This window comes from Anaerorhabdus sp., assembly GCF_036641015.1.
Taxonomy (GTDB): Bacteria; Bacillota_I; Bacilli_A; order Erysipelotrichales; family Erysipelotrichaceae; genus Anaerorhabdus.
The window spans coordinates 1-20,142 of sequence record NZ_JAVWFO010000033.1; the positions used below are offsets into that span (position 1 = coordinate 1).

General features: G+C 31.6%; 23 protein-coding genes. 19 read left to right on the forward strand and 4 right to left on the reverse strand.

Annotation, left to right across the window (positions count from 1 at the left end; all coding sequences use genetic code 11):
- Positions 1-324: type II secretion system protein (locus RR430_RS06050; protein ID WP_332508782.1), on the reverse strand; the 324-nt coding region annotated here is incomplete at its 3' end.
- Positions 325-534: 210 nt separating this feature from the next.
- Here RR430_RS06050 and RR430_RS06055 point away from each other — a divergent pair.
- The 12 genes from RR430_RS06055 (at position 535) to RR430_RS06110 (ending at position 11,024) form a co-directional block, all read left to right on the forward strand.
- Complete coding sequence (locus RR430_RS06055; RefSeq protein ID WP_332488155.1) at positions 535-1,497, forward strand: PhoH family protein; 963 nt, start codon at positions 535-537, stop codon at positions 1,495-1,497.
- 30 nt (positions 1,498-1,527) lie between these two features.
- Positions 1,528-1,983 (forward strand): rRNA maturation RNase YbeY, encoded by a 456-nt coding sequence (gene ybeY / locus RR430_RS06060; protein ID WP_332488154.1) that lies wholly within the window; start codon positions 1,528-1,530, stop codon positions 1,981-1,983.
- On the forward strand, positions 1,983-2,318 hold the full coding sequence (locus tag RR430_RS06065) for a diacylglycerol kinase family protein (RefSeq protein WP_332488153.1): 336 nt from the start codon (positions 1,983-1,985) through the stop codon (positions 2,316-2,318). Before ybeY ends, RR430_RS06065 begins: the two co-directional genes overlap by 1 nt.
- Before the next feature lies 1 nt (position 2,319).
- Positions 2,320-2,718: a cytidine deaminase gene (gene cdd, locus RR430_RS06070; protein WP_332488152.1), complete on the forward strand. Its 399-nt coding sequence runs from the start codon at positions 2,320-2,322 to the stop codon at positions 2,716-2,718.
- Complete coding sequence (gene era / locus RR430_RS06075) at positions 2,715-3,611, forward strand: GTPase Era (RefSeq protein WP_332488151.1); 897 nt, start codon at positions 2,715-2,717, stop codon at positions 3,609-3,611. The genes cdd and era overlap by 4 nt, the downstream gene beginning before the upstream one ends.
- Positions 3,604-4,353, forward strand: a complete 750-nt coding sequence (gene recO, locus RR430_RS06080; protein WP_332488150.1) for a DNA repair protein RecO — start codon at positions 3,604-3,606, stop codon at positions 4,351-4,353. The genes era and recO overlap by 8 nt, the downstream gene beginning before the upstream one ends.
- A 1-nt stretch (position 4,354) precedes the next feature.
- Entirely contained in the window at positions 4,355-4,693 is a 339-nt protein-coding gene (locus RR430_RS06085; protein ID WP_332488149.1) for a hypothetical protein, read from the forward strand.
- 67 nt (positions 4,694-4,760) lie between these two features.
- Positions 4,761-6,140 carry a glycine--tRNA ligase gene (locus RR430_RS06090; RefSeq protein ID WP_332488147.1) on the forward strand — a complete coding sequence of 460 codons (1,380 nt, stop codon included), beginning with the start codon at positions 4,761-4,763 and terminating at the stop codon, positions 6,138-6,140.
- 14 nt (positions 6,141-6,154) lie between these two features.
- Positions 6,155-7,942 carry a DNA primase gene (dnaG, locus tag RR430_RS06095; RefSeq protein WP_332488146.1) on the forward strand — a complete coding sequence of 596 codons (1,788 nt, stop codon included), beginning with the start codon at positions 6,155-6,157 and terminating at the stop codon, positions 7,940-7,942.
- A gap of 721 nt (positions 7,943-8,663) precedes the next feature.
- On the forward strand, positions 8,664-9,845 hold the full coding sequence (rpoD, locus tag RR430_RS06100; protein WP_332488157.1) for an RNA polymerase sigma factor RpoD: 1,182 nt from the start codon (positions 8,664-8,666) through the stop codon (positions 9,843-9,845).
- Positions 9,846-9,848: 3 nt separating this feature from the next.
- Complete coding sequence (locus RR430_RS06105) at positions 9,849-10,517, forward strand: tRNA (adenine(22)-N(1))-methyltransferase (protein WP_332488145.1); 669 nt, start codon at positions 9,849-9,851, stop codon at positions 10,515-10,517.
- Positions 10,518-10,556: 39 nt separating this feature from the next.
- A complete protein-coding gene (locus RR430_RS06110) occupies positions 10,557-11,024 on the forward strand; it encodes a YbaK/EbsC family protein (RefSeq protein ID WP_332488143.1) in 468 nt (155 codons plus the stop codon).
- A gap of 29 nt (positions 11,025-11,053) precedes the next feature.
- Here RR430_RS06110 and rnjA read toward each other — a convergent pair whose 3' ends face one another.
- Positions 11,054-12,865: a ribonuclease J1 gene (gene rnjA, locus RR430_RS06115; protein ID WP_332488142.1), complete on the reverse strand. Its 1,812-nt coding sequence runs from the start codon at positions 12,863-12,865 to the stop codon at positions 11,054-11,056.
- Positions 12,866-12,879: 14 nt separating this feature from the next.
- Positions 12,880-13,446 carry a peptide deformylase gene (gene def / locus RR430_RS06120; protein ID WP_332488141.1) on the reverse strand — a complete coding sequence of 189 codons (567 nt, stop codon included), beginning with the start codon at positions 13,444-13,446 and terminating at the stop codon, positions 12,880-12,882.
- Positions 13,447-13,550: 104 nt separating this feature from the next.
- On the opposite strand from def, the gene RR430_RS06125 reads away from it, so the two are divergent.
- From RR430_RS06125 to RR430_RS06155, 7 genes are all read left to right on the forward strand, one after another.
- On the forward strand, positions 13,551-14,744 hold the full coding sequence (locus tag RR430_RS06125) for an FtsW/RodA/SpoVE family cell cycle protein (RefSeq protein ID WP_332488139.1): 1,194 nt from the start codon (positions 13,551-13,553) through the stop codon (positions 14,742-14,744).
- Entirely contained in the window at positions 14,741-15,292 is a 552-nt protein-coding gene (gene rsmD, locus RR430_RS06130) for a 16S rRNA (guanine(966)-N(2))-methyltransferase RsmD (protein ID WP_332488137.1), read from the forward strand. The genes RR430_RS06125 and rsmD overlap by 4 nt, the downstream gene beginning before the upstream one ends.
- A 1-nt stretch (position 15,293) precedes the next feature.
- On the forward strand, positions 15,294-15,773 hold the full coding sequence (coaD, locus tag RR430_RS06135; protein WP_332488135.1) for a pantetheine-phosphate adenylyltransferase: 480 nt from the start codon (positions 15,294-15,296) through the stop codon (positions 15,771-15,773).
- Between the two features lie 89 nt (positions 15,774-15,862).
- Complete coding sequence (locus RR430_RS06140) at positions 15,863-16,429, forward strand: hypothetical protein (protein WP_332488134.1); 567 nt, start codon at positions 15,863-15,865, stop codon at positions 16,427-16,429.
- Positions 16,430-17,905: a phytoene desaturase family protein gene (locus RR430_RS06145; RefSeq protein WP_332488133.1), complete on the forward strand. Its 1,476-nt coding sequence runs from the start codon at positions 16,430-16,432 to the stop codon at positions 17,903-17,905.
- A gap of 27 nt (positions 17,906-17,932) precedes the next feature.
- Entirely contained in the window at positions 17,933-18,691 is a 759-nt protein-coding gene (locus RR430_RS06150) for an EFR1 family ferrodoxin (protein WP_332488132.1), read from the forward strand.
- 14 nt (positions 18,692-18,705) lie between these two features.
- Positions 18,706-19,911 (forward strand): glycosyltransferase, encoded by a 1,206-nt coding sequence (locus RR430_RS06155; RefSeq protein ID WP_332508783.1) that lies wholly within the window; start codon positions 18,706-18,708, stop codon positions 19,909-19,911.
- A gap of 19 nt (positions 19,912-19,930) precedes the next feature.
- On the opposite strand, the gene RR430_RS06160 is transcribed toward RR430_RS06155, so the two are convergent.
- The coding region (locus RR430_RS06160) for a helix-turn-helix transcriptional regulator (RefSeq protein ID WP_442879634.1) at positions 19,931-20,142 on the reverse strand (212 nt) is incomplete at its 5' end.

Sequence of the window (20,142 nt, forward strand, 5' to 3'; positions counted from 1 at the left end):
ATCCTTGTGAAGTTCACATGTTACTTTTCGATTGTTAATAGATATTTTACCGTTTTTTGGACATACTTCCCCGCCTTTGTAGATACTTCCGTTTGCAGCTTTAATAGCATCTAAGGTGGTTAAAGTAGTGGGGTCAACGTCATTTGCTTCGGATAGGGCTATAGAACGCTCAATGAGTTTTCTGTTATTTGCACAAGTAGCTGATTGTGATGCATCGATGTAACCTGATATTTGAGGTACTAGTAACATCCCAAGTACAGCTAAAATAGCGATAACAACAATGAGTTCAATTAAAGTGAACCCATTTTTACGTTTATTATTCATATTTTCACTCTTTTCCTTTAATTATTAAATAACATTATATTCAATAAAAATCAAGAGAATGGTAATTATTTCACAAATATATGGAACAAACAATGGTATGGAAGTAGATATGTGGTAAAACTTTTATCATATGTGTTTAATGGTACTTAGAATAGTTTGGCAATGAATCATTTTCTTGTTAAAATAGTAACATAGAGGGAGGATTATCCTTTGACTAATGAAAAGATTTTAATTTTTGAAGAACTAACTGCGGATGAGGCGGTTAAACTACTAGGACCACAAGATCGAAATTTAGAAGTATTATCAAAATGTTTTGATAAAGAAATCGTATTTAGAAATCATGAATTTATAATTGATAAGTGTGATGAAAATACGTTAGCTAAAATAAAAGAAGTGTTAAATGCTTTGGTTGAGGTCGTTAAAAAGAATCAAGAAATATCGGAAAGAGATGTTTTGTATGCTTATCGTTTAGTGAGCAAAAATGAAACTGAAACTTGGATTGATTTACATAAGAAGGTTATTGGAAAAACGTTGGCAGGAAAAATAGTTGCGCCTAAGACTATAGGACAATATCATTTTATAAATGCTATTGAGAGTAGTGATATTGTTTTTGCAATAGGGCCTGCTGGAACAGGGAAAACTTATCTTGCGGTAATTGAAGCTGTTAGCATGCTAAAAAAAGGGAATGTAAAACGAATAGTTTTAACACGTCCTGCAGTTGAGGCGGGTGAAAGCCTTGGGTTTTTACCAGGAGATTTGAAAGAAAAAGTAGATCCATACTTAACTCCACTATACGATGCTTTACATGCAATGTTAGGTGCTGAACAAACAGAAAAATACATTGAGAAGGGTATTATTGAGATTGCGCCTCTTGCTTATATGCGTGGGCGAACATTGGAAGATGCTTTTGTTATTCTAGATGAGGCTCAAAATACTACTGCATCACAAATGAAAATGTTTTTAACAAGATTAGGTTTTAATTCAAAAATGGTGATTACTGGTGATATCACCCAAATTGATTTAGGACGTGGTATGATATCGGGGTTAGTTGATTCTGCCAAGTTGTTGGAAGGCATTGATGAGATCAAAATAATGTATCTTACTAGTGATGATGTTGTGCGTCATCCACTTGTTCAAAAAATTATAGACCGTTATGCATCAAAGGGTATTTGAGTGGTATAATAAATAAGTGAGGGCGTAAATATGATTTGTACAATAGTAAATAAGACAAGAGATGCCTCTTGGAAACAATATTATGCACGTTTTGAAGAATTGGCAAAACGCACATGTGAAAAACTTAAAATTACAGAAGATATTTCAATTTCTGTGATTTTGGTAAAAACTAAAAAAATACATGAAATCAATTTAGCTTATCGACAAATTGATCGACCTACAGATGTTATTAGTTTCGCAATTTGTGATAGTGAAGATGATTATGAACTTGAAGAAGAAGTTAAAGAGTTAGGTGATGTCTTTATTAATGTTGATGCTGTAAAAGAACAAGCTGAATCTTATGGACATAGTGAAGAAAGAGAAATATGTTTCTTGTTTATTCATGGATTATTGCATTGTTTGGGATACGATCACATGAATAAAAAAGATGAAAAGAAAATGTTTGATTTACAAAATAAAATTTTAGATCCGGTGGTATCTAGATAATGAATAAATTTAAAGTTGCGTTCAATGGATTTATTGAGACGCTTTATCATCGTAGTGTCAGAATACAAATGATACTAATGGTAGGAACTATACTAGTTGCATTCGCATTACAATTTACATATGAAGAATGGTTGGTTGTAGGTGTTTGTTGTGGATTAGTGATTACAACAGAAATAATAAATACATGTATTGAAAAAATATGCGATGTTTATACAACAGAATTTGATGAAAGAATTAAATCAATTAAAGATATGTCAGCGGGTGCAGTATTATTTGCTGCAACTGTTTCGTTGGTATTAGGAGTAATGATTTTGTTAAATCATATAGGAGGGTAAAATGAAATATCAATCAGTTTTGGATGAAGCTTTTGAAGCTATGGAAAATGCCTATGCACCTTACTCAAATTATCATGTAGGTGCGTGTGTTTTATGTAAAGATGGAACAACTTTTAAAGGTGCTAATATAGAAAATGCATCATATGGTGCTGCTAACTGTGGTGAGCGTAGTGCAATATTTGCGGCATACTCTAATGGATACCGCAAGAATGATATTGAAGCTATTGCCATTGTGACTGATGGTGATCGTATTGGAGCACCGTGTGGAATTTGTAGACAAGTATTATCAGAATTATTGGATCAAGATGCACCAATTATTCTATCAAATGGAAAAGAAACTGTGACTAAAACAATTCGTGAATTATTACCAATGCAATTTAGTGGAGAAGATTTGAAATGAAATCAGGGTTTGTAGCGTTAGTTGGTAGACCCAATGCGGGAAAGAGTACTTTATTAAATGCTTTACTACAACAAAAAGTTGCGATTATCTCGCCGAAGCCTCAAACAACACGTAATCAAATTCGAGGAATTAGAACAGATGAAGAATCACAAATTATTTTTGTAGATACTCCTGGTATTCATAAGCCACAACATGAATTAGGTACACAAATGAATAAAGAAGCATTTTCTGCTATTAGTGGTGTTGATTGCATCTATTTGATTATAGATGGAAGTGTACCATTTGGTGGCGGAGATGAATTTGTATTAAGTATATTAAAAGATAAGAAATTACCAGTATTCTTAATTCTAAATAAAATTGATTTAATGAGTAAAGATAAAGTTATGGATAGTTTATTGGAATGGAATAAACGCTATAATTTTGCGGAAATTTTCCCAATATCAGCAAAAGAAAATACCAATGTTGCAGAGTTAATTGAACACACTAAAAATTATATGGAAGATGGAATTCAATATTATCCTGAAGACCAAGTATGTGATTATCCTGAACAGTTCATAATCGCTGAATTAATAAGAGAAAAAGTGTTGCATTTAACAGATGAAGAAATTCCTCATTCAGTTGCAGTTGTAATTGAAAGAATGGGAAGAAAAAAAGGTAAATTACTTGTTAATGCTTTAATCCTTGTCGAAAGAGATAGTCAAAAAGGAATTATTATTGGGAAACAAGGATCGATGATAAAAGAAATTGGAACTCAAGCACGGAAAGATATTGAAGGTATTTTAGGTGAAACTATTTACCTTGAATGTTTTGTGAGGGTTGAAAAGGATTGGCGTAATCGTAAGAGTAAACTTCAACAATTAGGCTATATTCAAATCGAGGTTGATGATGAATGAGATGGTTTTAGGGCTTGTACTAAAACAATCAGAGTATCGTGAAAATGATGCTCTTTTAACCGTTTTAACAGAAGAGTATGGAAAACTTACTTTTGTAGCTAGAGGTGTAAAGAAGATGACTAGTAAATCATCAATAGCTTGTATGCCTTATGTGATTAGTGAATTCTGCTTTGATTATCTTGAAGATAAATCGATGTTTACTATAAAAAATGCATCGTTAAAAGTATCTAATAGACATATTCAAGAAGATTTAGAAAAAATGAATATAGCTTCGGTACTCTGTGAACTTGTTGATAAAAGCTTACCATCAGGAGTAGATGATGAAATTAATCATTCTTTGTATGAACTTTTATCGTTTTGTTTAGAAAAACTAAACATTGAGAAACAACATCAATTGGTATTATCGTTATTTTTAGCACAAATGTGTATTCACTTGGGTGTTCCACCTGTTGTTGATGAGTGCGTGTTGTGTGGAAGTACCAAAGTTCATCGTATAAGTATTGAAGAGGGTGGATTCGTATGTAGCGAGTGTTTGAATGAGTGTGAAAACATAAATAACTTTCAAATGGATTTAAAACGATTTCGCTTAATTAATAAGGCAAACATTGAACATTATGAGTTATTAAAGGGATATGGACCATGGACATTTACTGATTGTCAAACAATGATTGAGTTTCTAAGAGTTCATAGTGGACTTGATTCTGCCTCATGGCAGTTCTTAAAGAAATTGGTGGAGGAATAATATGAAGAGTAAAACATTGTTATTAAATTTCTGTGGCGTTTGTTTGAACTTTTATGCATTGCCTTTACTTTTTCGTGGTAGTCCTAATGAAACACTTTTGATGCTTGTTATTATGCCAATAATTACAATTATATTAGGGGTGCTATATACTTCAATTGAGCAACCACATTGGTTTTATCCACTTTTAGTAGGTATTGCCTTTGTTCCTACAATGTTTCTATACTACAACTTATCTGCTGCTGTTTTTGCAGCAATTCACATTTTAGGATTTATAGTGGGATGTCTTGCGGGAGTTATAATTAAGAACCTATTTCTAGAAAAGAAGTTAAGCCGCTCATAAATTGACTGAAAGCCTTAAAATATGGTATATTATACAGTAGAATTAATTTGTAAAAAGAGGAGAAAATATGGCTGAAAAAACATTTGAGAAGATTGTAAATCATGCGAAGAATTCAGGGTTTGTATTTCAAGGCTCTGAAATTTATGGTGGTTTGAGTAATACGTGGGATTTTGGACCTTTAGGGGCAGAATTAAAAAGAAATATTAAACAAGCTTGGTGGAAAAAATTCATCCAAGAAAGTCCATACAATGTTGGTATTCAATCAGCAATTTTGATGAATCCAAAAGTTTGGGAAGCAACAGGACATTTAACAGGATTTAGTGATCCACTTATGGATTGTAGAAAATGTAAAACACGTCATCGTGCAGACCATTTAATTGAAGAATTCTCAAATGGTGCTGTGAACCCAGAAGGCTGGTCAAATGATGAAATGATGCAATACATCAAGGATAATCATATTGCTTGTCCTGATTGTGGTGCGCATGACTTTACTGATATACGTCAATTTAATTTGATGTTTAAAACATTTCAAGGAACACTAGAAGATTCTAAAAATACAATCTTCCTTCGTCCAGAAACAGCGCAAGGAATGTTTGTTAACTTTAAAAATGTGCAACGTTCAATGCGTAAAAAATTACCATTTGGTATTGGACAAGTAGGAAAGTCATTCAGAAATGAAATTACTCCAGGTAACTTTATATTCCGTGTTCGTGAATTTGAACAAATGGAAATGGAATTCTTTTGCCAACCTGGTACTGACTTAGAGTGGTATGACTATTGGAAGAAATTCTGTATGAATTGGATTTTATCTTTGAATGGTGGAAGTGATACAAACTTACGTTTCCGTGAACATGCAAAAGAAGAATTAAGTTTTTATTCTGTAGGTACTTGTGATATTGAATATGAATATCCATTTGGTTGGGGTGAACTATGGGGAATTGCTGACCGTACTAACTACGATTTATCAAGACACATGGAACATTCTAAAACATCAATGGAATACTTAGATCCAACAACAAATGAAAAATACATTCCTTATTGTGTAGAACCGGCAGTAGGTGTTGAACGTTTATTCTTAATGTTCTTTTGTGAAGCTTATGATGAAGAAGATTTAGGCGAAAATGATTCACGTATCGTTATGCATTTCTCACCAGCATTAGCACCTATTAAAGCATGCATTCTACCTTTATCAAAACAACTAAGTGAAAAAGGTCGTGAATTATACGCGGAACTTGCTAGCGACTTTACTTGTGATTTTGATGAAGCAGGAAGTATTGGTAAACGTTATCGTAGACAAGATGCTATTGGTACTCCATTCTGTATAACTATTGATTTTGAAACAGAACAAGATGGTTGTGTAACAATTCGTCATCGTGATTCTATGGAACAAGAGAGAATTCCGTTAACTGAAGTTAAAGAATATATTTCTAAAGCAATCAAGTTTTAAAAGGAGGGTTCCTCATGCGCTTAAGTGATGAAGATATTAGTAAAGTACGTAGTAGCGCAGATATAGCGGATATTATTGGACGATTTGTTCCGCTTGTCAAAAAAGGTAAGTCATTTACGGCGGTTTGTCCGTTTCATGATGATCATGATCCATCTTTATCTATTTCACAAGACAAGCAAATATATAAATGCTTTGTTTGTGGAGCTGGTGGTAATGTGTTTACGTTTGTACAAGAATATGAACATGTTAGTTTCCCAGAAGCAGTAGTCAAGGTTGCTGAACTTGTAGGTATTCCTTTACAAGTAAATGCAACAGATTTTGTAAAACAAGTGGATCCACATAAAGAAGCTGGGTACAAAGTCATGAATGAAGCAATTCAATACATGATGTACACGCTTAACTCAGCAAATGGTGCACTGGCAAAAGAATATTTAAAAAAGCGTGGTATTGATGAAAAAATTAGTCAGATGTTTGAAATTGGTTACAATGACGAATCTGATAATTTATATAAGTTTTTAAATGCTAAAGGTTACAAAGACACAGATTGTGTTGCAACTAACTTAACTAAAATTACTAGTTCAGGATTGCATGATGTGTTTACTTCAAGAATTACTTTTCCAATACATGATGTAGAGGGGAATCCAATTGGTTTTAGTGCAAGAACAATGGATCCAAGTAATCCAAGTAAATATATTAATACAACTGAAACAGAATTTTATGTAAAAGGAAATACTGTCTATAACTATCATCGAGCAAAAAACGATGCGAGAAAGTTAGGATATGTACTTGTAGTTGAAGGTGTAACCGATGTTATAGCATTTGCACGAGCAGGCATTACAAATGTTTGTGCAACATTAGGAACCGCATGTACGACCAATCAGCTAAAGCTATTGAAACAATGCAGTTCAACGATTAGATTTTGCTACGATGGAGATAAAGCTGGACAAGCAGCAACCTATAAAGCATGTAAGATGGCTATTGAATTGGGTTGTAAAGTTGAAATCGTTTCAAATAAAACAGAGCACGATCCTGATGAAATTATTAAGGAATATGGATTTGAAAAATTACAAGACATGGTAAAAAAACCAATTAGTTGGATTGAATTTGTCTTTGATTATTTATCAAAAAAATATGACTTAACAAATTATTCTAGTAAGAAAGAATTTGCGCAGGAAGTGATGGGTGAGATTAAACTATTAAATGACGATTTTGACAGACAAAATTTTACTCATCAATTATCAACAATGACTGGTTTTAATTTTCAATCAATGTTGAATGAAACACAAGTCACTTCAAGAAAAGAAAATGTTGAGGTAAAAAGAGTAAAACCTATAGCTCAAACTATTGATGGTAGAATTGCAGCGGAAGATATTGTAGTGTCTCAAATGCTATTGAGCATTGATGCCTCTTACATCTTCAAAGAAAAATTGGGATTTCTAACCGGAGATAAACAACAAAAAGTTGTAATGATGATACTTGATGAGTATAGGAAAAATGATGAGATTATTCTGGCAGACTTTATGGATGCATTGAAGAATGAAGATTTAAAGCGCTATTTGCTTGAACTTACAACTTCCGAATCACTTCCACAAAGTTATTCAAAAGATATTTTGATAGGTGCAATTGATAGAATCAAGAAATGGTTACTAGAAGAGAAGGTTAATAACCTTAAAAAGCAAATTAGTACCATTACAAATGATGAAAGTCGTATAGCACTTATGCAAGAATATAGTAATAGTTTAGTTGAACTTAGGAGGTATGTCGATGAAGAAAGTCGTAAAAAGCAAGACGGTAGCATCTAAAACAGCTAAGAAACCAGTAGCTAAAAAAGTTGTTACTAAAAAAGCAGAACCTAAAAAAGTAGTAAAAAAAGTAGTTGCAAAGAAAGTTGAAACAAAAAAAGCAGTGGTTAAAAAGCCAATAGCAAAAAAAGAAACACCTAAAAAAGCGATAGCGAAAAAGGTAGTTACTAAAGTTACAACAAAGAAGGCTCCTATAAAAAAGGCAACTGTGAAAAAAGTAGAGCCTAAAAAAGCTGCTTCATTGAAAAAAACAGTTACGAAAAAAGTAGCTGTTAAACAGACACCTAAAAAAGGTGCTGTTAAACCTGCCCCTAAGAAGACAGTAACTAAGAAAGTAGTAAAACCTGTTGCTAAGAAAGTTATTAGTAAACCTATTAAAAAAGAAGTAAAGAAAGAACCAGAGAAGCCAACTAAAAAAGTTGAGACTTTAAAAGTGAAACAAACAAGTAAAAAGGTTGAACCAAAGAAAGTAGAACCTAAAAAAACTTCTGTTAAAAAAGAAGTAAAGGTAGAGACTAAACCTGTGAAACCTATTAAAAAAGAAGTAGTTAAACCTACGGTTGTAGAAAAAACAAAGAAAACAGTTAATCAACCTAAAGTTGAGAAGGCTGTTAGAAATGTACGAGAAAAGGAAGAAAAGAATAAGTTGGAAACTGTAATTGAAAAAGTTGAAATAAAAGATAGCACACCTAAATTAGGGAAAAAAGATAAAACTAAAAAAATTGATGTTTATAAAGGTAAAGGTAAAACTAAACAATTAAAAACATTGGATGAATTAAAAGAAGACTTTAAAGATGTCTTTAAAGAAGATAAAGTAATTTATCAAAATGATATATTAACAGCATTAGATCATTTAGATTTAAATGATACTGATATGGAAGATTTATATGAATGGTTTGCTAATGAAGAAATTACAATTTCTGAAGATGAAGATATAGCAGAAGAACTTGGCGATACTGAAGATGTATTAGAATTTATCGGTGATGATGCAGAAGAAATCGAAGATGAAGTAGAAGAAATTGAAAAGCCAACGCTTGAAATTAATTATGCTGAATCAACAAATATTAGAATAAATGATCCAGTAAAAATGTATTTAAAAGAAATTGGACGTGTTCCTTTATTAAAAGCTGAAGATGAACCTGAAATTGCGAAGCGCATAGAAGAAGGCGATGAAGAAGCAAAACGTATTCTTATATCTGCTAACTTACGTTTAGTAGTATCTATTGCTAAAAAATATGTAGGTAGAGGTATGCTATTCCTTGATTTAATTCAAGAAGGTAACATGGGTCTTGTTAAAGCGGTAGAGAAGTTTGACTATACAAAAGGATTCAAATTTAGTACTTATGCTACGTGGTGGATTCGTCAAGCGATTACCCGTGCTATCGCTGACCAAGCAAGAACAATCCGTATCCCAGTACATATGGTAGAAACAATTAATAAACTAACTCGTATTCAAAGACAATTAGTACAAGATTTAGGAAGAGAACCTACAGCAGAAGAAATCTCTGCTAAGATGGATGGAATTAGTCCTGAAAAAGTTCGTGAAATTCAAAAGATTGCTCTTGAACCAGTATCTTTGGAAACACCAATTGGTGAGGAAGATGATTCTCACTTGGGTGACTTCATTGAAGATAAAGATGCATTAAGTCCTGATCAATACGCAAATAATCAATTATTAAAAGATGAAATTAACATGGTTCTACAAGGATTAACAGAAAGAGAAGAAAAAGTTTTACGTCTTCGTTTCGGCTTGTATGATGGACGTACAAGAACACTTGAAGAAGTTGGTAAAGAATTTAATGTAACACGTGAAAGAATTCGTCAAATTGAGGCAAAGGCTTTACGTAAGTTAAAACATCCAACACGTTCTAAACGTTTACGTGACTTTGTAGATAAGGGTTAAGAATTGAATTTAAGACTAGCTGCTATTAAAAGTCTAGTAGAACCCGGTAGTGTTGTTGCGGATATTGGTACTGATCATGCATTTGTTCCGATTGCATTAGTTAAAGAGGGCATATCACCAAAATGTTATGCTTGTGATGTAATTGATGGGCCTTGTAAGATAGCAAGAACCAATATTGAAAATGAAGGACTAACTAATTATATTGAAGTAATTAAATCTAATGGTTTTGAAAATGTACCGCAAGATATTGATACTGCAATATTAGCTGGTATGGGATTTGGAACTGCAAGAGTAATACTTGAAGATGGTATGGAACATTTATATAAATGTAAACAAATTATTGTTCAAGTAAATAAAGATATTATAGATCTTAGACGATGGATATCTGATCATCACTTTACAATTACTGCAGAGAAATTGGTATATGATGATCGCTTCTATCAAATTGTTGTTTTCAATACTAATTATCATTCATCATATAGTGATTTACATGTGATGTTTGGTCCTCATCTTATGAAAGAACGAAGTGATTTATTTATAGATTATCTTGAGGAAAGTTTAAAGACATACAAAATGATTGAAAGTGTTATGCCTAAAACAGATGCACGTTATCCTGAGTTATCACATAAGATTCAAATATTTAGTTCACTAATAAACAAAGAAGAGGTGTAGTTAATACACTTCTTTATTTATATTTTTATGGGGGTATATATGTCATATATAAACGTTAAAAATTATTTTGAAAAAATTGGTTTACTTGATTGTGTAAAAGATTTGGGTGAATCAAGCGCAACAGTTGAATTAGCTGCTGCAGCAATTGGTTGCTTACCAAAAGAAATTGTTAAATCACTGTCATTATTAATAGATGATAATCCAATACTTGTTGTTATGGCAGGCGATAGGAAAATAGATAACTCAAAGTATACTACGAAATTTCATAAAAAAGCTAAAATGATTCCTTATGACTTAGTTGAACCTTTGATAGGACATGATGTTGGTGGAGTTTGCCCATTTGCAACTAAAGATAATGTAAAAATATATTTAGATACCTCACTACTAGAGAATCAAATGTTATATATTGGTGGTGGTAATGAACATTGCATCGTTGAATTAACTTTAGATAAGTTTAAGATGATTATGGCTCAATATGAGTGGGTTGATGTGTGTAAACAAATATAAAGAAAAGCGTTTGTCATTTGACAAACGCTTTATGCTTCTTTAGATTTACTAGGTCGCTTTTTAGCATTGCTTTGTAGTGCTAACATTGCGGCTTTTTGATTTAGGATAACTGGTATTACAATTGGATTACGATTTGTTTTCTTATATAAGAATGGTTCTAATGAACTACGGATACAGTTCTTAAGTTCTCCAAATGTTGTTCGTTCTTCCATCTTCTTTTTTAGTGAATCATAGACTACGATTTCTGCTTCTTTTAATAATGTTTGGCTTTCTTTAATAAATACAAAACCACGACTTACAATATTAGGTCTACATAAGATTTTATTGTAACGTGAATCAATTGTAACAATTACAGCAACTAAACCATTATCTGCAAGTAATTGACGGTCTTTGATTACTGATGTAGATAAACCTGAAATATCATTTCCATCTACATAGATATCATCAGTTTGAATACGTTCATCGCTTAAGAAACATTCACCATTTCTCATGACAAGAACATCACCATTACTACAAATAAAGCAATTTTCTCTAGGGACACCTGTTTCAACAGCTGTTTCTGTATGTTGTACTAACATCTTATATTCACCATGAATTGGCATGAAATATTTCGGTTTAATTAATTGCAACATTAGTTTTTGTTCTTCTTGGGATGCATGTCCAGTTGTATGCAACGATGTAAGTGGAGAGTTAACTAATACGTTAGCTCCAACACGTGTTAATTGATTTACAACAGCACCAACACTATTTGTATTACCTGGAATAGGGCTACTTGAGAATATAACGGTATCACCAGGGATTATTTTAATAAAACGATGTGTTCCATTAGCGATACGACTTAATGCAGCAAGTGGTTCACCTTGAGATCCAGTACATACAATACATACTTTATTAGCAGGTAGCGTATTTAATTCTGCTGGAGTAATAAAATGACTCTTATCAATCTTGATTGTACCTAGTTTTTGGCCTATTTCAACGACGTTTTCCATTGATCGACCAAATACTGCTACTTTACGTCCACACGCAACAGCAGCTTCTAAAATTTGTCCTACACGTAAAACATTACTTGCGAAAGTTGAAACTAGTAGACGACCAGGTGTTTTACGAGTTTGTTCAAGAATAGCTTGAGCTACTTTCTTTTCAGATATTGAGAATCCTGCAACACCAGAGTTAGTAGAATCACTAAGCAATACAGTTACACCAATTTGTCCAATATAAGCCATTTTTTGATAGTCAGAGTTAGAACCAATAGGGGTTAAGTCAAATTTAAAGTCACCAGTGTGGACTACTCTTCCATTAGGAGTATTAATTAAAACCCCTAATGAATCAGGAATACTATGTACAGTATTAAAGAATCCTACAGAAAAGTATTTTGTAGAAATTCTTGTTTCATCATTAATTTCTACAATTTTACATGCTTTTGATAGTTTTCTTTCTTCTAATTTTTTGTTGATTAAAGCTGCTGCAAATCGAGGAGCATAGATCTTATCCAAACGTAATGTTTGAAGTAAGAAAGGTATACCTCCAATATGGTCTTCATGACCATGTGTTATAATAAGCGCTTTAATTTTAGCTTGATTCTTAAGGATATAACTATAATCAGGAATAACATAATCTACTCCAAGTAAGCTATCCTCTGGAAAACGTACCCCTGAGTCGATAATGATAATTTCATTGTCATGCTCAACACAATACATGTTTTTACCAACTTCACCTAAACCACCTAATGCATAGATAAAGGTATCAGTGTGCGTATTGATTTTGTGTTCTTTTGTATTTACTGGAACATCACTTTTTTTAGATTTGCGTGATCTTGTTCCTGTATTATTTGTTTCTTTCATAAATTCCTCTTTCTTTATATAACTAATGCTCCTTCAATTTTCTTGAAGGGTTCTTCTTTGTTAATGTGGTCATAAAACAATACACCTGATAAATGATCTATTTCATGTTGTAAAACAATAGCTAAATAACCATTAGCTTTAATTGTTATGTATTTATCTTGTAACATATCATAAGCTTCTACTTTCACTCTTGCACTACGAACAACATAACCTTGATGGGTTTCTTGTACTGATAGACATCCCTCACCACCTTCAAGATATGCAGGTTGAACTGAACTTGAAATGATTTTTGGATTCACTAATGCAAATTCGTAATGAATTTCTTTGTCATTCTTATCATAGTCGGTAAGTGAAATAGCAATTAAATGTTTAGGTATTCCAATTTGAATAGCTGAAATCCCAACTGCAGGCCTTAAATCTTTAGCTTCTGCAATTTCAGGTATGATTGACTCTTTAACGTATATTAACATACTTTCCAAAGTTTCTCTATCTTCATGACTCAAAGGTAGTGCAACAGGAAAAGATTTTTCTCTTACTTTTGGATCTGTGTCCTTAACAATTGTATTATTATTTATTTCCATATTAAAACCTCATATATAATAATAACAAATTTTTAGAAATTTTAAAGATAAATGTTCTAAAAGTCTCCTTATTTTATGTTAAAATACCATAAGAGGTGAAATAAGTGGAGAAAAAAAGAAAATCCGGTGCTTTAAAAATGCCGTATTTGTATGACCGATATATTCATTTTGCGACACTTATTTTAGTGTTTTTTGGTTTAGTAATGATTACGAGCGCATCAATGGGGTTAGCTGCAGGTAATACAATTTATCTAGTCAGTGTTGTTGCAAAACAAATCGTATTCTCTGTTGTTGGTTATGTAGCTATGTTATTAGTTGCTAAGGCGTTTACATTTCAACGTTTAAGAAATTCAATATCGTTAATTGTTTTAGGTACTGTTGGAGCTTTACTATTTGCTTTAATGTTTGGATCAGTAGGGGGAGCTAAGGCGTGGATTCGTATTCCGATGCCTGGTGGAGAAGTTACTATTCAACCTTCGGAGTTTGCAAAAATATCCATTATGCTAGTTGTCGCTGTTTATTTATGTGATTTAAAACAAAAAGCATCCACGAATTGGGAATTAGTTAAAACACCAGCAATCATTATTGCAATTTTTGCGTTTATTGTTGGATTTTTACAATCAGACTTTGGATCAATGATCGTTATGTTAGCAATTGCGGTTATTATCTTCTTGATTCCACAGCATCCACAATTAGTCAAATATCAAAAAGTTGTTTTCATATTAATTGTATTGGGTATCGTGGGGGTTGTATTTTTAATTTCACCAATTGGAGTAAATTTTGTAGAACATCTTCCTTTGGCAATATATCAAAAAAATCGTATTTTATCAGCGGTTAATCCGTTTGCAGATAAATATGGATCAGGGTACCAATTAGTAAATGGGTTAGTTTCATTTGCATCAGGAGGATTTTTTGGGGTTGGATTTGGTAACTCGGTTCGTAAATACACAAACTTTCCAGCAGCAAATACTGACTTTATTCTTGCAATTGTAGTTGAAGAACTTGGTTTTCTAGGCTTTTTGATAATTTTCACTTGTTATGCATTAATTATGTTTAGATTATTTAAATATGCATTCAAGATGAAGAGTGAAAAAGGAAGAGTTATTTTAATTGGAACTGCCATGTACATCTTAGTTCATTTTATCTTTAATGTGGGAGGAGTTACTGGTTTAATACCTTTGACAGGAGTACCGTTGTTGATGATTTCTTATGGTGGTTCGAGTACTATGTCAATCATGGTTGCGATTGGTATTTCTCAAGCTGTAATATCAAGATATAGAACGGGAGAGATTGAATGAGAATAGTAGCTGGTAAACATCGTTCTCGTATTTTAAAAACATTGGAAGGTCAAGTAACTAGACCTACTCTAGATAAAGTCAAAGAATCTATCTTTTCTTCAATTGGTCCATATTTTGAAGGCGGTGAAGCATTAGATTTATTTGCTGGATCAGGAGCAATAGGATTAGAATGTCTGTCAAGGGGTATGGATCACTGCATCTTTGTAGATTCAAGTTTTGATGCAATAAAAATTATTAAGGAAAATATCAATATTTTAAAAGAAAATGATCATGCTATGGTTTATCGTATGGATTATTCAAAAGCTCTTGATCAATGTATTCATGATAAAAAACAATTTGATTTGATCTATATTGATCCGCCTTATGGTAAAATATCATATGATGAAATACTTACTAAAATTGATAATAATAGTTTATGTAATTATTTGATAATATGTGAAGGTTTGAAAGAAGATAGTTTCAAGGATGATTATAAATCATTTAAAATTAAGAAAGAGTCAATTTATGGTATAACAAAAATTGTTATCTATAAAAGAAATGAGGAATAAAATGAAAATAGCTTGTTACCCAGGATCATTTGATCCAATCACGAATGGTCATTTAGATATAATTAAAAGAGCCAGTAAAGTTTTTGATGAGGTTTATGTCACAATTATGGTAAATCCAAAGAAGAAAGTAACATTTTCTGAGCAAGAACGTAAAGAAATGATAGAATCATGTATTAAAGATTTACCAAATGTAAAAGTCGTTATTGGTAATGGCTTAACTGTTGATTTTGCAACAAAGTTAAATGCAACAGCACTAATTCGAGGAATTCGTGCGGTAGCCGATTATGAATATGAACTTCAACAAGCTACTGCAAATATGATGTTGAATGAAAATATAGAAACATTCTTCTTTGTAGCTCGACCTGAATTTTCATTCTTGAGTAGTTCGGTTGCTAAAGAAATAGCTATCAATGGTGGGGACATTAGTAAGTTTATCCCAGATGCTATTAAAGATAGAGTAAATAGGGAATTAAAGAAATAAGCACAAATAGTGCTTTTTTTGTTGATTTTTATTTTTTTGATAATATAATAACAATAGTTATATAACTGATGTTATATTTAGGAGAAAATATGCCGAAAAATAAAAGTATTGGAAAAGAAAAGATATTCCAAGCAGCAATAGCAATTGTGCAAAATGAAGGAATTGAAAATCTAAACGCTAGAAAATTAGCGCAGCAGTTAACTTGTTCGACACAACCAATCTATTCAGAATTCAAAAACATGGATGAGTTAAAATCATTGCTTAAGATTGAAGCAGAAAATACATATCGTAGTTGTGTTGAGTATTACAGAGAAAGTAAAAAATATTCATCTTATTTAAGTGTAGGGATGGGATATATTAAATTTGCTAAAGAGTATAAAGGACTTTTTAACTATTTGTATATGCAACCACAAACAAGTAAAGAATTATTCTTTAAAGATATTAATGAAAACGACATTCAACAAGTACTTACTAATGTTTATCACTTAACTGATAAACAAGGTACTGAGTATCATTTAGAGATGGCTATCTATACTTATGGTTTAGCATGTTCAATAAATCTAGGTTTAGTAAATATTAATGAGGATGAAGTTGCAAAGCGATTAACAAATCAATTTAATGCATTGATGTCATTGTTTAAGACGGAGGAGAAATAGATGAAGATAATTATAATTGGAGCAGGACTTGCAGGTTTAACGGCAGGTATATATGCAAGAAAAGCAGGATATGAAGTAGAAATATTTGAGAAGAATGCAAATGCTGGTGGTTTGTGTACTGGGTGGGTACGTAAAGGAAGTTATATCGAAGGATGTTTACATTGGTTAACAGAATCTAGAAAAGGAAAACTATTTGAAATATGGAATGAAATCGGTGCATTAGACGAATCAGTAAAACTATATGATTGTGATTCTTTCTATGAGGTACATTATCAAGATAAAACAATCAACATGTATACAGATATTAATAAACTTGAAAATGAATTATATCGTTATGCAAGTGCTCATGATAAGAAAATCATCAAGAAGTTTTTAAAATCAATTGTTGGTGTTCAAAATTCCACAGGTGTACCTGCGGAAAAACCATTTCATTTATGGTCAATGGTAGATGGTATAAAATATGGCATCAAGTCAATACCAGTAATTAAAGTTATGAAAGCATATAGTAATGTTTCGATGGTTGATTTTGCGAATCAATTTGAGAGTGAAGAATTACGCTTTTTCTTTAAGAATGCTCTTGTTCCAGATTGCTATAATGTTTCTTCAAATATAGTTACTATAGCAGGTTTAGTTTCTAAAAATAGTGGTGTTCCTGAAGGGGGATCTAAACCATTTGTAGATAGAATTGTTAAACGATATTTGGGCTTAGGTGGTCAACTTCATTTAAGTTGTGAAGTGAATAAAATACTTATTGAAGATAATGAAGCAAAAGGAATTCAATGTAATGATGGGACAATACATGAAGGTGACTATATTATAGGAGCTACTGATGTGCACTTTTTATTGGATAAATTATTAAATAAACAATTTGAAATTAAAGAATTAAAAAATGCTGATCAAGATAAACAAAATTATGAAACAATTAGTTTAATCAGTGTGATATATCGCACGAATAAAGATCTAAGTAATGCGGTTTCAACTTCTTTTTATCATACAAAAGAATATGATATATTGGGCAAGAAGTTTTCAAGTATAGGTATCAAACATTATGGTTATGAACCTACACTTATTCATGATGGTAAAACAGTGATTCAAGTAAATGTTATTACAAATGAAGACATGATGGAACAATTGACTACGATGAGTCAAGAAGAGTACCAAAATTTCAAAAGTGAAGTATCGAAGAAATTTAAAGATATTGTTATTAATGAATGTGGATATACGAATGAGTTAGAAGAATTGGATGTAGTAACACCAAAAACTTATATTAATTACGTTAATGCATACAAAGGATCATTCATGTCTTATCCAATGACTGCAACAAATAAACAGGTGATGATTATGAATAATGCGTTACCGATAAAAAATATAATTCTTGCGAGTCAATGGCAAATGATGCCAGGAGGAACTCCAGTAGCAGTAGTACAAGGGAAATTCGCAATTCAAACAATACAGGATTTGGAATCAAAAAAATAGTTGTATATTAAATAAAGGAGAATGCGGATGATTGGTCTATATTTTAGTGGAACAGGAAATTCAAAGTTTTGTGTTGAACGTTTGGTTAATAATGTTGATTCAAATGCAAAAATAATATCGATAGAAGATTGTAATGCCATATATGAAATTATTCAAGCAGATTGTATCTATATTTCATATCCTGTTCAATATAGTAATATACCAAAAATATTATTTGATTTTATAAATGATAACTCAATGATTTGGAAAAACAAAAAAGTATTTATTATCGCAACGATGGGTTTGTTTAGTGGTGATGGTAGTGGTATGCTAGCTCGACTTTTAAAGTATCATGGCGCGATTATACTAGGTGGAATTCATATTAAAATGCCTGATAGTATTTGTGATGAAAAAGTTTTAAAACATAGTAATGAAGTGAACCATCTAACAATTCAAAAAGCATTAACTAAAATAAGTGAAACTGTATTGAGGATAAAAAATAATAAATATCCTCAAGTTGGTCTTAGTTTTGGCTCAAGGTGTTTAGGGTTATTTGGACAACGTTTGTATTTTAAATCTAAAACAAAAACATATTCTAATAAATTGAAAATAAATGATAATTGTATTGGATGTGGTTTATGTGCAAAAAATTGTCCAATGCATAATATTGAAATGTTAAATCATAAAGCAATTTCAAAACAACAATGTACAATGTGCTATCGATGTATTAATGAGTGTCCAAAACAAGCAATAACATTACTGGGTAAAAAAGTAGTTCAGCAAAATAAAATAGAGAATATTTTATAGTGAAGGGGTTATGTATGCAAAAAATTGCCATATTTTCAATGGGGACAAGAGGGGATATACAGCCCTATATTGTATTATCTAGAGGTTTAATTAACAAAGGATTTGATGTAACTTTAGGCACTCATCCTTGTTGGCGTAAATTGGTTGAAAGTTATGGAATTCATTTTGTTTCAATAGGTCCAGATGTTGATATTGAAAAAGAAGCAGCCAAGATACGTGGGACGAGTAAAAATCCAATGGTAAGTATGTTGAAAACAATGAACTTTGTTTTTAAATTGATTAATAGTTCCTCAAATGAAATCTATGAATGTTGTAAGGGAAAAGATTTGATTATCATATCACATAGTCAAATGGGGGCAACAGAAGCAGAATATTTAAAACTTAAAACAATTAATGTAACGCTACAATCAGAAATGTTACCTGAAACTAAGAAAAAGAAAACGCTCAAAGATAAAGTGTTCGCAATGGTTATTAATCCCATAATGGCAAGACCCTATAATCAAATAAGAAAAAAGTACAATCTTAAAAAAGTAAAATCGATGGATAAAGTAATGTCAAAAGAATTGAATTTAATACCAATTAGTAAATATGTATTAGAACCTAATCCATATTGGGATGAAAAAAATAAAGTGATTGGTTATTGGTTCTTGGAAGAGGATGATTATACACCTTCTTTAGAGTTACAACAGTTTTTGAATCAAGGTGAAAAGCCAATTTTATTGTCACTTGGTGCAATGTCATTTGAAAGTAAAGAAGAAGTAAATAAATTAAATTGTTTTATCGAAGCGTTTTCTAAAACAAACAAACGTGCAATTATTCAAGGTTTTAACAAGACACTTAAATTAGTAACATTACCTGAAACAATGATAGCAATTGATTCAGTACCTCATAGTTGGTTGTTTAAACAAGGTTATGCGGTTATTCATCATTGTGGTTTTGGTACTACTGCTTCAAGTATGTATTATGGTATACCTTCTATTCCAATTCCACATGTACTTGATCAGATATCTTTTGCAAATCATCTTTATCGTTTAAATGTAGGTACTAAACCTATACAAGCCAGCGAATTAAGTATAGAGAGATTAATCAAAACTATTCAAGAATTGGATAATAATTATGAATTTTATAAAGATAATGTTTTAAAACTTGCAAAAGATATGTATTTAGAAGCTGGACTTGAGAGAACAATTCAGCTAATAGAGGAAAGTATAAACAAATAAAAAGGAATCGAAATTCCTTTTATTTGAATATAAAGATGTCTTCTATTGGCTTTTTTACGATTCTTGAAATATCAATCGCAAGTTTTAATGAAGGGTTATACTGAGCTTTTTCAAGTCGCATAATCGTTTCTCTACGAACTCCTACTAAATCAGCTAATTGTTCTTGAGTTAATCCTACTTGAATGCGATAAGTTTTTAGATTACAAATGAATTCATTTTCCATATGTTTTA

Coding starts and splice junctions, on each gene's coding strand:
- cdd (WP_332488152.1), top strand. CDS start 2,320: ATGAAATATCAATCAGTTTTGGATGAAGCTTTTGAAGCTATGGAAAAT.
- RR430_RS06145 (WP_332488133.1), top strand. CDS start 16,430: ATGAAGATAATTATAATTGGAGCAGGACTTGCAGGTTTAACGGCAGGT.
- recO (WP_332488150.1), top strand. CDS start 3,604: ATGAATGAGATGGTTTTAGGGCTTGTACTAAAACAATCAGAGTATCGT.
- RR430_RS06150 (WP_332488132.1), top strand. CDS start 17,933: ATGATTGGTCTATATTTTAGTGGAACAGGAAATTCAAAGTTTTGTGTT.
- def (WP_332488141.1), bottom strand. CDS start 13,446: ATGGAAATAAATAATAATACAATTGTTAAGGACACAGATCCAAAAGTA.
- era (WP_332488151.1), top strand. CDS start 2,715: ATGAAATCAGGGTTTGTAGCGTTAGTTGGTAGACCCAATGCGGGAAAG.
- RR430_RS06085 (WP_332488149.1), top strand. CDS start 4,355: ATGAAGAGTAAAACATTGTTATTAAATTTCTGTGGCGTTTGTTTGAAC.
- dnaG (WP_332488146.1), top strand. CDS start 6,155: ATGCGCTTAAGTGATGAAGATATTAGTAAAGTACGTAGTAGCGCAGAT.
- ybeY (WP_332488154.1), top strand. CDS start 1,528: ATGATTTGTACAATAGTAAATAAGACAAGAGATGCCTCTTGGAAACAA.
- RR430_RS06090 (WP_332488147.1), top strand. CDS start 4,761: ATGGCTGAAAAAACATTTGAGAAGATTGTAAATCATGCGAAGAATTCA.
- RR430_RS06140 (WP_332488134.1), top strand. CDS start 15,863: ATGCCGAAAAATAAAAGTATTGGAAAAGAAAAGATATTCCAAGCAGCA.
- coaD (WP_332488135.1), top strand. CDS start 15,294: ATGAAAATAGCTTGTTACCCAGGATCATTTGATCCAATCACGAATGGT.
- RR430_RS06155 (WP_332508783.1), top strand. CDS start 18,706: ATGCAAAAAATTGCCATATTTTCAATGGGGACAAGAGGGGATATACAG.
- rnjA (WP_332488142.1), bottom strand. CDS start 12,865: ATGAAAGAAACAAATAATACAGGAACAAGATCACGCAAATCTAAAAAA.
- rsmD (WP_332488137.1), top strand. CDS start 14,741: ATGAGAATAGTAGCTGGTAAACATCGTTCTCGTATTTTAAAAACATTG.
- RR430_RS06065 (WP_332488153.1), top strand. CDS start 1,983: ATGAATAAATTTAAAGTTGCGTTCAATGGATTTATTGAGACGCTTTAT.
- RR430_RS06110 (WP_332488143.1), top strand. CDS start 10,557: ATGTCATATATAAACGTTAAAAATTATTTTGAAAAAATTGGTTTACTT.